Source organism: Euzebyella saccharophila (assembly GCF_014855495.1).
Lineage (GTDB): Bacteria > Bacteroidota > Bacteroidia > Flavobacteriales > Flavobacteriaceae > Euzebyella > Euzebyella saccharophila.
In genome coordinates, this window is sequence record NZ_JACYFJ010000006.1 from 108,375 (window position 1) to 121,805 (window position 13,431).

Genomic DNA, 13,431 nt, shown 5'->3' on the forward strand with positions numbered 1-13,431 from the left:
TTTAAATAAATGGCCGTTTGGTTAATAGCCATTGTTGTCACTTCCTAAACTCGGATTTCTCTGAAGTTCAGGGCCTGGTAGGGGCAACAACATATGTTTACTTTCAATTTGTTTTCCGTTTTCGGTGGTATGTCCAACCGCATCTACAAAGGTGATGCTTCCCGGAGTGTTCGATACAGGGAATTTTCCGGTACGAACAATATCGAACCAGTTTCTGAACTCGAAAACCAATTCCCGGTGCCTTTCCTTCCAAACTTCCTCTACAAAAGCAGTGGCTCCCATACCGGAAAGCTCGGAAGTAATGGTGGTGGCATCCGTATTCCAGTAGGCTCTTCCCCTTACTTGAGCCAAATAATCGACCGCATCAGCATTCACTCCGCTGCTCATGGCAATAGCTTCCGCAGCGATCAACAACACATCCGAGTAGGTGTACACGGCAAAATCCTTACCTGACCGTGCAGTTTCAAAAATGGCGGTATCATCGTGCCAGAAAAACGGAGCCGTTTCAAAAGTTTGGCCGGTTGGGATATAGGTGCTATGAAAGAACTGTCTTTCTTGCGCTCTTAAATCCATCGCCGAATCATAGAAATCCAAAAACTGGTCGCTAGGTTGGTACGCTCCGTTGGTAATGTCATACAATACTTCCGATGCCAAAGCAACCGGATAAGAGTAACGCGCATAAACCGCAGTACCAATTTCCGGGTCGTACTCCTTGATATAAATATCCTCCGTGGCAGAGGCATCGCCCTTTCTCAATTTGTTATAGGCTGAATTTTCCAAATCTACGGCACCATCTACTTCATCATGCTGCACCAATGCATAAGACCCGTATTCACCATTGATGATATCTTGGGCTAAAGTGGCGGCATCGGCATATCTGTCTGCATTTAAAGGGTTTCCGCTCATGGTCAAATATACATCTGCCAAAAGGGTGGCTACAGCACCTGCAGTAATTCTCTTTCCGTTATCAACCATATTGGTTGTTGGAAGGTTGCCTTGATTAAGGGCTTCCGTAAGATCTGCTTCGATCAAAGCATAGATATCGGCAATCGGACTTCTTTCCAAATAAAGATTTTCCAACGATTCGTACGGTTCCGTGGTCAAAGGCACTGGACCAAACCATCGTACCAAATAATAGTAGGAGAAAGCTCTAAAGAACTTTGCCTCTGCCAATAGTTGGTTTCTTTGTGCATCTGTAAGTTCCGGAGTTTCCGGAATGTACTTGATGGCATTGTTCGCCCTGGAAATCCCCAAATACAATTCTCTCCAACGGTCTTGTAAATAGGTTCCAATATTATCGCCGTTAAGCGTTAATTGTTGGGTATTGCTTACGTGTAATTCCTGACCGGCATATTCATTGGTGAAAAATCCGCTCATATAGGCACCCAACATTAAAGGGGTACCACTATATACACCACCATCTGTCATTTGTGGGGCTCCGTTCCTATAAAGTGAATTAACGGCACTAAAGGCTTGGTCCGGTTCTGAAAAGAACTGATCGGAACTCAATTCACTTAACGGTTCTTCCTCAAGGAAATCGTCACAAGACCCTAGAAATACGAGTCCCAATAAACAAGCTATATATTTAATTTTCATGTTATTTTCTTTTTAAAGCATTAAAATTTAAGGCTACAACCCAAAGTGAACGTTCTAGGTTTTGGGTACTGGAAGAAGAAAATGTTCTGTCCCCATTGGTTTCCTTCCCAAGAAGAAGCTTCAGGGTCATACCCTTGGAAGTCTTTGGAATGGATAACGAAAGCGTTTTCAACGCTTACATATGCCCTAAGATTGCTAAAACCAAAAAGGTCTAAAAATTGTTGGTCAAAGTTGTAACCAAAAGAGAACAGGTTACCTCTAATGTAAGAACCGTCAACCACCCAGCGGCTATCTACCTGACTGTTCTGTCCTGCGTAGGCCTGATTTCTAATTTCTTGAACCATGGTGTTCTGGTTGTTCTCCGTCCAACCATCATAAAGAATAGTGGCCAGACCATTGGCAATACCGGAACGGTCTTCCGTAGAGTGGTAAAACTGCTGCATAATTTCCACTCCTGCTACGAATTGGATATCCGCGGTAAAATCGAAATTCTTATAACGGAAGTTGTTAATAAAGCTTCCGGTAACATCAGGAAGTCCTTTACCAAGAATCTTCTTGTCCGCAGAACGTTTGGCTTCCCCGGGAACGGCGCCTACAGCGGCGGCTTCGGCAGCTTCATCGGTTCCCCAAGTACCCAATCTTTCATATCCATAGAAAGAACTTAAAGATTCACCAACGCGAAGAATGGTCTGGCTACCCGAAACCCAGAACGGACCTGGTTCTATGTCCTCATCATTTTCACCTAAGCTCTCGATGGTATTTTTGTTGTAGTTCATATTAAAGGATGAATCCCATCCAAAATTCTCACCACGTACAATATCGCCACTGATCATGGCCTCGATTCCTTTGTTGGAAACCGAACCGATATTATCTCTTACAGAAGTAAATCCTGTAGTGTAAGGAACCGGCCTATCCAATAAAAGGTCTTTGGTCAACTTATCATAATAGTCGAACTCTAAACGCAAACGGTGGTTAAAGGCCGATAAATCGATACCAATATCAAACTGGCTTGTTTTTTCCCATTCCAAACCGGGGTTGGCCAATCTGTTCACCGAAGCAGAGCTTACACGGGTACCATTTAACAATACGGTTCCGGCAGATACCGTTGCCAAAGAACTGTAAGGGGTAATTTCTGTATTACCGGTAATACCGTAGCTACCGCGTAATTTCAAACGGTCAATGAATTCCACGTCTTGCATGAACTCTTCTTCACTAATATTCCAACCGGCACCGATGGATGGGAAGAATCCGTATTTATTGTCTTTACCAAATCTTGAAGAACCATCTGCCCTAGCGGTCAAGGTCAATAAATATTTGTCATCAAACGTATAACCTGCCCTAACAAAGTAAGAGTTCAAAGCCCATTCTTCGGTGGCGGATTCAGGCGCGTTTGGATTACTAGCGGAGCCAATATTGTTGTATTTAAAGAAATCATCACTAAATCCTCTAGCGTAAATATTGGACGATTCATACGTGCGTTCCTGCCAGCTTAAACCTAACATGGCATTGATTCTGTGCTTATTAAAATCTTGGGTATAGGTCAGGTAATTTTCTTGTTGCCAGTAGGTGCTCTTTTCGTTAAAAATTCTTCCATAACCATCAGGAGCGGAAATATTGACCAAATCCCTAGGGGAGTATTCCTTTTTGTTACGGATATTCTTATCAAAACCAAACTGACTTCTTAAGTCCAATCCGGGAAGGATGTTGAAATTAACATAGAAGTTACCGAACATCTGGTTTCTTTCCCACTTACGCTCTTGGGTTTCCAGAACATGTACAGGGTTGGCCATAGATTCCAAGTTGTAGGCATCGGAAATCATCTGACTATTGCTCCACGTTCCATCAGGGAATTTGACCGGAAAGATAGGAGGCATCTCAATCATGGTACGACGTGGGGATTGACCCCCGCCACCTTCTTCAAATTCAGTATCCTTAACATCGTTGACCATAAGGTTGACACCAATTTTTAGCCAATCTTTTGGAGTTACGTCATAGGCAATCTTACCACTGATACGGTCCAATTTGTTGTTCAACATTATACCCTCTACATGCGAGTAGTTCAAGAAAACGCCCACAGAAGAATTTTCATTTCCTTGCTGAACCGAAAGTTGGTGGTTGGTAGAGAAAGCTGTTCTGGTAGCCTCATCTTGCCAATCTGTATCATATAACGGATTTCCGTTTTCATCGAACAATCTTGGGTCGTCGGTCGTAAATACCGGAGCTGGCGAATCTGGACGGTATTTTGGAGTGTTTTCCATACCGGTTCTCACTACTTCCAGCCATTCTTCGGCATTTAGTAAATCCATTTTCTTACGGATGCTGCCCACGCTGATAAAGCCATCATAACCAATGGTCACTTTTCCTTCTTGACCACCTCTTTTGGTCGTGATCAAAACCACCCCGTTGGCACCACGGGCACCGTAAATAGAAGCAGAGGAAGCATCTTTTAGCACTTCCATACGCTCAATATCATTCGGGTTGATGAATTTAATATCGTCCATTACAACTCCATCCACCACATACAGAGGGTCTGAAGAGGAGTTGATGGTACCCACACCACGAATAACAATTCTTGGCGACCCCGTTGGAGAACCGGAGTTCAAGAATACGTTTACACCGGCAACCTTCCCGCGCATACCCTGCAATGCATTGTTTACGGGAGCTTTAAGAAGTTCTTCGCTGCTTACGGCGCTAACCGCACCGGTAAGGTCAGACTTTCTTTGTGTACCATACCCTACAACGACTACCTCTTCCAAGGCGTCTACATTCTCTTCCAAAGTTACATTAAGGGTTTCTTCCCCGGTAACTTCCACTTCTTTGGTAGTGAAACCAATGTAGCTAAAGGAAAGTACATCGCCGGCATCTGCCATAATGCTATAATTTCCATCAAAATCGGTTGCGGTTCCTTTTGAAGTCCCTTTTACCAAAACGGTCACACCTGGTATGGGAGTTCCCGCATTATCGGTAACCGTACCTTGCACGGAAAACTGTACGTTGGTCTGGATAAGTTCATTGATTTTTTGCGGACTTAGGGCGGTAGGCATTTTTTCTACCTGACTGTTAAGGAGGTTTTCAATTTTCTCCTTTAATTCCGGATTGTCCTTTGGAAACAAGATGATTTGGTCCCTAACAAAGCTGTAATCTATGTTGGAATTACCGAACAAGGTCTCCAAAACCTCCGTTAGGTTCTTGTTTTCTACGCTAAGCGATTCTTTTCTGTAAACATCTATAATACTGTTGTTGTAAAAAAAGCTATAGTCGCTTTTGCGTTCTATTTCGTTGAGTATCTTCTTTAACCTTACGTTATTCACTTCTAACGAAATGCTTTGGGCCTTTACTTCAGAGGCAAATAGTTTCCCTAAAGAAATGGCCAATAATATGACGTAGATTTTCATTATCCTGATAATAGGGATCTTTGAAAAAAAATGATCCTTTTTTTCCATAAATTTGAATAGTTTAAGTTGTTTAATTACTAGGTAGTTAAATAATTTTCTAAAGAGGAAGGTGTTGCAGCACTTTCCTCTTCTTTTTTACGATGTTATTTATTCATATAGAGCGTGATTTTAGATTGGTTCTTTTTAGATAAAATAGGTGATGATACCTCAAAGAGGTCTAAGATCTGTTCAATGGTCAAATTGTCAAAAACACCTGTGTAACGGTAGTTCATGATTTCTGGGGATGCTACTGAAATAGACACCTTGTATTTTCTTTTAAGATCGCTTATGACCTCCCTTATAGGGGTTTCGTCATAAATAAGCTTTCCTTGTCTCCAAGAAGTTAGATTCTCGGTTTCCACCTTGTCTATGATGATCTTGTCCTCATTTTTAACATAGGTTGCTCTTTGGGAAGGGTTGAGAACCACGGTCTTGTTGTCTTTTTCCTCAACTACGCGCACCTTGCCACTCACTAGCGTAGTCTCCACATTTTGGTCCTCAGGGTAGGATTTAATGTTAAATGAGGTTCCTAACACTTGAATTTTTACGCCATTGTCCATATGAACAATAAAAGGCCTTTCTTCATCGTGGGTAACATCAAAAAAAGCTTCTCCGCTAAGGGTTACCTCCCGTATTTCTTCCTCAAACGATTGCGGATAGGTGATGGATGTATTGGCGTTGAGGGTAATTTGAGAACCATCTGGTAATACAATTTCCTTATTTTCACCTATAGAAGTAGCGGTCATTAGAACGGCAGCTTCCTCAACGGATGGTTCTTGGGATGGTTGTATAAAAAATAGGGCAGAACCTATCAAAATGGCTATAAGCGCAGCATACCCCACTAGTTTATAGAGACGGTTGCGTTTGGCAATGGCTCTTTGATGACTATTGTACTGTGGATTTTTAAGAAGTTGGGCTACATGCTCCGCCTTCAACTTATGATACCTTTGCTGCTGCTTGGGGTTTTTTAGGAGCCACTTGATAACTTCCTTCTTTCGTTCGTTCGAAAGCCGGCCTTCTACCAGTGCTATAATATCCCTTTTGTTCATTCTTAAAAAAAATGGTGAGTGTTTATAGCAAGACGAAAGAATTAAAGGTATCCCCTAGTCCAAAAAGAAAAAATTATAAAAAAAGAATAGGAAGGTACTCTTTCAGAACTTGTTTCAGTTCTCTTAGGGCCCGTGAAATATGGTTTTCTACGGTTTTTGGTGAAATTTCCATTTGTTCGGAAATTTCTTTGTGCGCCATACCCTCCATTCTACTTTTTACAAAGACATTTTTACATTTTTCTGGAAGGTGCTTAATGGCTCTTTCAACTACCGACTGTAATTCTTGGTAAATGATTTGTGATGAGGCATCATCGGAAAGTGCGCTATAATTTAGCCAATGCTCTTGTTGATCGCTGGTGGATTCTTTGGAGAGGCGGTTCTTTTTGCTTCTTAAGTAATCTAGACAGGCATTACGGGTCATGCGATAAACATATCCCGTAAAATTGGAAGTAACCCTAAGTTTCTCCCTTTTTTCCCAGAGCTTGATCAAGACATCATGAACTATTTCTTCAGCATCTTCCTTATTGCCTATATAGCTATGGGTAATGGTAAAAAGCTTGGGTTTAAAGAATGCATACATCGTATTAAAATCATCTTCATTACCCATTGGGGGCAAGGATTTAATTTTAATATTATGTGAATATTCTAGCATTATTTTCTGAAAACCGAAATGGATTAGGTGAGCAATTTACAAATTCTTAATTAAGTAACATCTTAAAATGGAGGTGCCATTTAATGTAATGGATTGCATAGGAGCGCTTACCTGAAATCTCTCTCGTGTATCTTGTAAGACTACTTCTTTACCTATCTTCGTCTAGCCATATAAACAATAGTCGCCATGAAAAGGGAGATTGAAATAAAGAATTGGAACAGGAAAGATCACTTTGAGTTTTTTTCTCAATTTGATGAACCCTTTTTTGGGGTTACGGTGCGTATCGATTGTACGGAAGCTTATGAGGAAAGTAAGAAATATGGATATTCTTTTTTTCTCTACTACCTGCATAAGGCGTTAATGGCGGCCAATGAAATAGCGTCTTTTAAATATAGGATATCCGAAGGGAAAGTTTTTGAATATGATTTTGTGAACGGATCACCTACCATCAATAGGGAGAACGGAACCTTTGGTTTTTCATACATTGAATATCAGGAAGATTTTAAGATGTTCTGTGAGGTAGCCCGTATAGAAATGGAACGAGTTAGAAACTCCACGGGCTTGATGCCGGCGGTTTCTGGTGAGAACGTAATTCATTTTTCATCATTGCCATGGATAGATTTTACGTCCATATCACATGCTAGGCATTTTAAATTTATGGATAGCTGTCCTAAAATTTCATTCGGGAAGATGACAGAAATGGATGGAAAGCGTACAATGCCAATATCTGTCCATGTACACCATGCCTTAATGGATGGATTGCATGTGGGCCAGTTCATTGAGCGGTTTCAAGAAATGATGTCTGGAGTAAACGGATAATTGAAACATATGATTTACCTCGTACGCTGTGCTATCAGTCGTATATTTTGAATCACTTATCGAATTTAAAAAACGGTGTTTTCTCTCTTTTTTTAAAAGTGGTAACTTAACCCATCTGAACGAAACTAAACTATTCCGTTCTTATTGTTATTGCATGAATACATTTACAAAGGGTGAGCTAAAAATGCTATTGGAAAACGAACCCATTAAATTGGTGGACAAAGTTTTTCTTTTGGCCAATGGAATGATCAAGGTATATGGGTATAGCAAGGAAAAAGCCTTTAGGCAATCGGTTCCTATTGCCAGGGAGTGGTTCGAGAAATTATAATTGAAGGATGGACAAATTCCCCTTTTAGAATAAGCTGTTCTGGAGCCATAATCTCTGAAATTTTCCCTGAGAGTCATATCGTTCCGCTTGTAGGGCAACATTGAACTTTCGGTCCCTAGGGTCGTTGCCCACTCCGGCTACATACATCCAATTGCCATAATTACTGTGTACATCGTAGTCCAAAAGCATGGCTTCAAAATAGGCTGCACCAATGCGCCAATCCAATAACATCTCCTTGGCAAAATAGCTGGCTACATTTTGCCTTCCGCGATTGCTCATCCACCCGGTATTTTTAATTTCCAGCATATTGGCATTGACGAAGGAAGATGAGGTCTCTCCATTGATCCATTTGTTGACCAGTTTCAAATCCGTTTTCCATTCGTATTCCTTTACAAGAATTCCTTTTTGCTTAAAAATGACATTGCCATGTTTTAGGGAGATGTATTTAAAATAATCGCGCCAAATTAGTTCAAAAATCAACCAGTAGGTGGAGTCGTTTTTGACTACTTCTTTTTCGTATTGGTTTATTTTGTGGTAGACGGTTCTGGGAGATAAACTTCCGTTTGCCAACCAAGGTGAAAATTTGGAACTGTAGTCTGTACCTATGAGACCATTTCGGGTTTTTTTATAGACGGAAAGCTTTTTGCTTTCCCAAAAATAGTGGTCAAGTCTGTTCAAGGCTTCATTCTCTCCTCCTTGAAAAGGAAAAGCGGTTCTGGCATCGGTATTAAATGCTTCATAACCCAATTCTTTTAAAGTAGGTATGGTTGTATGCTGATGAATCGTATTTTTCTTGGGCATTGCCTTAGGAATTGCACATACCTCTCTAACGGATGCCTTCTTTTCGCAAATTTTTCTGAACTGCGTAAAGATCTGTGGTATTCGATTGAACGAAAGGGGAATGTCTTCAGGATGAAATAAAAATTGATTGAAACTTTCTGTAAAAGTAACATTTGGTGCTACCGCATCTTTTACTTTTTTAAGGCGGTCCAATTCCTCTTGCGTCCATTCTTTTTGAAGAAACACTTCGGTTACCCCATATTCCTTTACCAAGTGAGGGAAAACCTTTTTTGGGGTGTCGAAAAAGCTTAGAAGGCTAATATTCAGCTGAGCTAAATTTTGTTTTAGTTGGTGTACCGTTTCCAATAGGAACTTCGCCCTGAATTTTTCATTTTTTTTGAATCCAAAGGCGCTAATCTCAAACTGAGAGGGAATAAAAAAGTAGACTCCAATAACCCTATTTCCTTTGGCCATGGCCTTGGCTAAGGAAATTTGATCATGGGTGCGTAAGTCGTTTTGAAACCAAACTAAGCTTGTTTTCTGCTGGTCCTGCATTTGTGACTGCAATATTTAATGTTGTCCCAATCCTTCTCCCATTTTTTCCGCCAGGTAAAAGGCCGGTCACAAATTGGACAAAGTTTTGTAGGCAAGTGTAATTTCTTATGCACTTATACTAAGGTTTTTTTCTTTTGGTAGGTATTTATGAAAATTAGTTACCTCAATTTTTGCCTTTAGGTCATGCAAAAGATTATATAGCCCAAAAAAAGTTCTGTTCATATAGAGAAAGTGACGAGACCCTCTATTTCCATTCATTTTTCTCAATTGTGTATCATTTTGGAACTGCTCGCTAAGCGAAGCTATTTCGGTCCAAAAATGTTCATCGGAAAAATCAAAAACTGCGCTGTTGAACGGTCTGGTAAACAGACTGAGCATCTGATGGAATATTTTGGAGAAAAATGCCCGCTCTTCTGGAGAATCTGTGGGCAATAGAATTTCAAGTTCCATCATTTTTTCTTGAAAGATGTCCGGATTATTGATATTCTCTTTTTTGGCCAACTCAAAATAGGGATTGTAAAAGTCGTCCGGTATTTGTTTGATGCAACCAAAGTCAATGGCAATTAATTCGCCCTGCCCATTCACTAAAAAATTCCCCGGATGTGGATCTGCGTGAACGCTTCGTAGCCCGTGGATTTGAAACATATAAAAATCCCAAAGGGCCTGGCCAATTTTATTTCCCTCGGTTCTATTAAAATCCGTTTTGGTGTACTCCGCAAGGTGAATACCCTTCATCCAATCCATGGTCAAAATTCTTTGGTTGGATAGTTCTGGATAGTAATTGGGAAATTTAAGGTTGGGCAGGTGCTTACAGGCTTTGGTAATAGCCTTACTTTGCTCCAATTCAAGTTCGTAATTGGTTTCTTCCAGTAATTTTCCCTCTACCTCTTTAAAATATTTTTCACTATCCTTACCCTTAAGATTGAACATTTTAATGGCAATAGGTTTAACCAAGCCCAAATCAGATGAAATACTATCTGCCACCCCGGGATATTGGATTTTGACCGCTAACTCCTTACCGCTTTTTTTCGCCCTATGAACTTGACCAATACTAGCGGCATTTACGGATTCTGAGGTAAATTCATCAAACAATTCTTCCGGATATTTTCCGAAACTCTTTTTGAAAGTTTTCCGTACCAAGGGAGCTGATAGTGGCGGAACGGAAAATTGGGCCAATGAAAATTTTTCTACATATGCTTGGGGAAGAATACTTTTTTCCATGCTCAGCATTTGGGCAACCTTAAGCGCACTACCCTTTAGTTGCTTTAAGCCGTCATAAATATCTTTGGCATTTTCCTGATCTAATTGCTCTCTGGCACCTTCGTTGGCCGTTAATTTGTTACCATAATATTTGAGGTAATTCACACCAATTTTGGCACCAGTGCCCACCAATTTACTGGCGCGCTCTAATTTACCTGTAGGTATACTATCTAATGTTTTCATCTAGGCCATTTGCTCCTTCCAAAGGAATTTTCCAAAATCTACAATACTCTCTAGAGGAGTGTTATCAAAAACGTCAAAAGCTGTATTCACTGATTTTTCAATGGCAGCATCCGTTTTTTCAAAGGCAGGGGAATCATCCTTGACCCAAAACCGTAAAAGAAACATAAATTGAAACCAAGCGGCCTCCGAAAATACGCCTTTGGGTTGTTTAAGTATTTTTAAATTCTTCTGTTCATTGCCATTTTCAACTAATTGGGCCGTAAACTCCTTAAAATGTTTTCTTAGCCCTTTCAGTTGCTCCAAATTTTTGAGCATCATATCATGTTCATTAAGAACAAAAAGAACGTAGCTCCTGTTAAGTGTGAGCATTTCAAACATAGTGAAGTAGTAGGAGAGAAGCTTGTTCTTATTGGTGTAGTTCTCGAAATCTTTGTTTTTGTGCAAGAGGGAAATGGTTTGTGTGTGAAAAGCTTTCCAAATCCCCTTTTTTAAAGTATCAAAAGAGCCAAAGAACCTGTAAAATTCCTCCTCCTTTATTTTTTCTTCCTTACAAAACTTGTAAATGGAACTGGGAAAGTGTTCGTTTTCCAATACATAGTTCATGTACTTACCAATTAAGCCTTGTTCCGTAAGCTCCTTTTTTGTGGCCATATCTTTTTCTTTAGATAGGTTAAATTTACAAAACGTTTAACTATTTGTGTAATACATTAGACAAATTTAACTATTAAGGATATCCTTTTTTTGGATGGAGTTAAAATAGAAGGAGGGGTAAGGGTCAACTACTAGCGAAAGGAGCAGCATAGTACAGGATACTTAAAATATTTGTATTTTTTATAATTGATAAGTGTAAACTTTACGTTAAATTGAGGTTCTATCATTGAAATAATAGCCAATGAATCTTTTATGAAAGGTCATTTGTTCATAATGATTTTTCGATGATATACAGTGTATGTAAGTATATGATGCTCAGGATTGTTGATTTAGAACACGAAGAAAATAACATAGGGAGGCAAGCGACTTTTAAGAACTTGTTTGATCTGTACTATGGGGATTTGGTAAACTATGCTAATTCTTACTTGTATGATATGTCTCAAAGTGAAGATGTTGTTCAGGATGTTTTTGTGAAACTATGGACAAAATCAACCGTATATCAAATAAAGAAAAATAAAAAATCCTATTTGTACGCAATGGTCCGTAACAGCTGTTTGAACCATCTAAAAAAGTACCATATTACGGATTACTCCAAAGTTTTAGAAGAATCTCATCCTATTATCAGTCCAAGGATTTTTATGGAGGAAGAAAGTTCAAAAGACGTTGCATTGGAGCAGGTACATGCAATCATGAATGAGCTGCCCCAAAAAATGCGTGCTATTGTTGAACTGCGTTTTATCAATCAATATCGGTATAAAGAGATTGCCGAAGAACTTAACCTTTCGGTCAACACCGTAAAAACCCAACTACAAAGGGCAAAAGCTAAATTCTCTGAAGTAGTACTTGCCATTCTGTTACTTTTTGGCCTTTAATTTTGTGGGAAACAAATTTATGAGGTTAAGAAATTAAAAAAAGTTTAAAAATTTGTCACCCATTTTGTGAAGTTGATTGTCCTATAAGAAAGTATTAGCTGTTCTTATATGGAATTTGAGCTTATTATCAAGAAAATCAACAACACCTTAACAGAAGCTGAAGCGCAAGTTTTTAAGGATTGGTACGCAGCTTCCAAAGAGCACCGCGCTTATTTCCATCGTGTGGAGCGGGATTATGCTCAAAACCCAAAGGAGGTTGATATTGAAACTGCCTGGACAAAACTTTCAACCCGAATTTCTCCTGGAAAGCCCCGTTTCTTCTTCTTAAAATATGCTGCCATTTTTTTGGTGTTAATCTCTGTAACGGCTTCCTTATACTATTTTCAGGCTACTAATATTGAGAAGGATGGTGTGCCCAAGATAGTATCCAAAACAAGCATAACCACAATTCAACCCGGTAGTGATAAAGCGGTGTTGACATTGGAAGATGGCTCAGAGGTGGTTTTGGAAAAAGGAAATGATTTTAAATCTGCCAATGCTTCCAGTGATGGAGAGCAACTTGTTTATGGCTCTACAGTGAAAAATGCTGCAGTAGAGATTCAGAACAATACCTTGAATATTCCTAGGGGAGGTCAGTTTTTTGTTGTTCTTGCAGATGGCACCAAAGTTTGGATGAACGCCGAAACCAAACTAAAATATCCCGTGTCCTTTATAGATGGTGAAACTAGAGCGGTAGAGCTGGTACATGGAGAGGCCTATTTTGAAGTGTCGCCCAGTGAATTGCATAAAGGGGCAAGGTTTGTGGTGCGTACCGGTAATCATGATGTGGAGGTTTTTGGAACACAGTTCAACGTAAAAGCATATGCAGATGAAAAAGAGGTAACCACCACTTTGGTTGAAGGAAAGGTGACGGTAACTGTAGGGGAGACTTCTAAAAAATTACAGCCCGGTAGACAATCGGCTTATTCAAAGGAGACCGAGGAGGTGCAAGTTTCTAAGGTTGATGTGTTCAATGAAATTTCTTGGAAAAACGGATTTTTTAGTTTTAAGGATATGCCATTGGAAGAAATCATGAAGGTACTTTCTAGATGGTATGATTTTCAAATAACCTTTGACAACAGAGATGTGGGCAAAATAACCTTTAATGGTGTTTTTAGGAGGGTAGAGCGTATAGAGGAGATTCTGAATATAATTGAGGCAACCAATGAAGTCACTTATAAAATCAACCAAAATTCAATAACTATGAAATAAA

At 39.7% G+C, this 13,431-nt stretch carries 12 protein-coding genes; 4 read left to right on the forward strand and 8 right to left on the reverse strand.

What is annotated here, in order from left to right:
* Positions 1–21: 21 nt before the first annotated feature.
* The 4 genes from IL355_RS16270 to IL355_RS16285 all read right to left on the reverse strand — a co-directional run bounded on the left by IL355_RS16270 (position 22) and on the right by IL355_RS16285 (position 6,731).
* Positions 22–1,596: a RagB/SusD family nutrient uptake outer membrane protein gene (locus IL355_RS16270; RefSeq protein ID WP_192463170.1), complete on the reverse strand. Its 1,575-nt coding sequence runs from the start codon at positions 1,594–1,596 to the stop codon at positions 22–24.
* A 20-nt stretch (positions 1,597–1,616) separates the two neighbouring features.
* Positions 1,617–4,991 carry a TonB-dependent receptor gene (locus IL355_RS16275; protein WP_225621297.1) on the reverse strand — a complete coding sequence of 1,125 codons (3,375 nt, stop codon included), beginning with the start codon at positions 4,989–4,991 and terminating at the stop codon, positions 1,617–1,619.
* 143 nt (positions 4,992–5,134) lie between these two features.
* Positions 5,135–6,079 (reverse strand): FecR family protein, encoded by a 945-nt coding sequence (locus tag IL355_RS16280; protein WP_192463172.1) that lies wholly within the window; start codon positions 6,077–6,079, stop codon positions 5,135–5,137.
* A 73-nt stretch (positions 6,080–6,152) separates the two neighbouring features.
* Complete coding sequence (locus IL355_RS16285) at positions 6,153–6,731, reverse strand: RNA polymerase sigma-70 factor (RefSeq protein WP_192463173.1); 579 nt, start codon at positions 6,729–6,731, stop codon at positions 6,153–6,155.
* A gap of 186 nt (positions 6,732–6,917) precedes the next feature.
* Here IL355_RS16285 and IL355_RS16290 point away from each other — a divergent pair, with 186 nt between their 5' ends.
* Both IL355_RS16290 and IL355_RS16295 read left to right on the forward strand, forming a co-directional pair.
* The gene (locus IL355_RS16290) at positions 6,918–7,550 is read left to right on the forward strand and encodes a chloramphenicol acetyltransferase (protein ID WP_192463174.1); all 633 of its coding nucleotides are present in this window, start codon (positions 6,918–6,920) and stop codon (positions 7,548–7,550) included.
* A gap of 154 nt (positions 7,551–7,704) precedes the next feature.
* Positions 7,705–7,878: a hypothetical protein gene (locus IL355_RS16295; RefSeq protein WP_192463175.1), complete on the forward strand. Its 174-nt coding sequence runs from the start codon at positions 7,705–7,707 to the stop codon at positions 7,876–7,878.
* Between the two features lie 24 nt (positions 7,879–7,902).
* On the opposite strand, the gene IL355_RS16300 is transcribed toward IL355_RS16295, so the two are convergent.
* Genes IL355_RS16300 through IL355_RS16315 form a run of 4 tightly spaced genes read right to left on the reverse strand, consistent with a single transcriptional unit; the run spans position 7,903 to position 11,307 of the window.
* Positions 7,903–9,213, reverse strand: coding sequence for a DASH family cryptochrome (locus IL355_RS16300; RefSeq protein WP_192463176.1), 1,311 nt, complete (start codon positions 9,211–9,213; stop codon positions 7,903–7,905).
* The gene (locus tag IL355_RS16305) at positions 9,186–9,326 is read right to left on the reverse strand and encodes a DUF2256 domain-containing protein (protein ID WP_192463177.1); all 141 of its coding nucleotides are present in this window, start codon (positions 9,324–9,326) and stop codon (positions 9,186–9,188) included. The genes IL355_RS16300 and IL355_RS16305 overlap by 28 nt, the downstream gene beginning before the upstream one ends.
* Positions 9,319–10,656: an ABC1 kinase family protein gene (locus tag IL355_RS16310; RefSeq protein ID WP_192463178.1), complete on the reverse strand. Its 1,338-nt coding sequence runs from the start codon at positions 10,654–10,656 to the stop codon at positions 9,319–9,321. The genes IL355_RS16305 and IL355_RS16310 overlap by 8 nt, the downstream gene beginning before the upstream one ends.
* Positions 10,657–11,307 carry a TetR family transcriptional regulator C-terminal domain-containing protein gene (locus tag IL355_RS16315; protein WP_192463179.1) on the reverse strand — a complete coding sequence of 217 codons (651 nt, stop codon included), beginning with the start codon at positions 11,305–11,307 and terminating at the stop codon, positions 10,657–10,659.
* Positions 11,308–11,591: 284 nt separating this feature from the next.
* Between IL355_RS16315 and IL355_RS16320 the strand changes: the two genes are divergently transcribed.
* Complete coding sequence (locus IL355_RS16320; protein WP_192463180.1) at positions 11,592–12,179, forward strand: RNA polymerase sigma factor; 588 nt, start codon at positions 11,592–11,594, stop codon at positions 12,177–12,179.
* 108 nt (positions 12,180–12,287) lie between these two features.
* Entirely contained in the window at positions 12,288–13,430 is a 1,143-nt protein-coding gene (locus tag IL355_RS16325) for a FecR family protein (RefSeq protein WP_192463181.1), read from the forward strand.
* Position 13,431: the final 1 nt, after the last annotated feature.

Bases quoted from the DNA above. Each gene is read 5' to 3' on its own strand.
- IL355_RS16315 (WP_192463179.1), bottom strand. From the start codon at position 11,307: ATGGCCACAAAAAAGGAGCTTACGGAACAAGGCTTAATTGGTAAGTAC.
- IL355_RS16295 (WP_192463175.1), top strand. From the start codon at position 7,705: ATGAATACATTTACAAAGGGTGAGCTAAAAATGCTATTGGAAAACGAA.
- IL355_RS16300 (WP_192463176.1), bottom strand. From the start codon at position 9,213: ATGCAGGACCAGCAGAAAACAAGCTTAGTTTGGTTTCAAAACGACTTA.
- IL355_RS16310 (WP_192463178.1), bottom strand. From the start codon at position 10,656: ATGAAAACATTAGATAGTATACCTACAGGTAAATTAGAGCGCGCCAGT.
- IL355_RS16320 (WP_192463180.1), top strand. From the start codon at position 11,592: ATGATATACAGTGTATGTAAGTATATGATGCTCAGGATTGTTGATTTA.
- IL355_RS16325 (WP_192463181.1), top strand. From the start codon at position 12,288: ATGGAATTTGAGCTTATTATCAAGAAAATCAACAACACCTTAACAGAA.
- IL355_RS16270 (WP_192463170.1), bottom strand. From the start codon at position 1,596: ATGAAAATTAAATATATAGCTTGTTTATTGGGACTCGTATTTCTAGGG.
- IL355_RS16285 (WP_192463173.1), bottom strand. From the start codon at position 6,731: ATGCTAGAATATTCACATAATATTAAAATTAAATCCTTGCCCCCAATG.
- IL355_RS16290 (WP_192463174.1), top strand. From the start codon at position 6,918: ATGAAAAGGGAGATTGAAATAAAGAATTGGAACAGGAAAGATCACTTT.
- IL355_RS16280 (WP_192463172.1), bottom strand. From the start codon at position 6,079: ATGAACAAAAGGGATATTATAGCACTGGTAGAAGGCCGGCTTTCGAAC.
- IL355_RS16275 (WP_225621297.1), bottom strand. From the start codon at position 4,991: ATGAAAATCTACGTCATATTATTGGCCATTTCTTTAGGGAAACTATTT.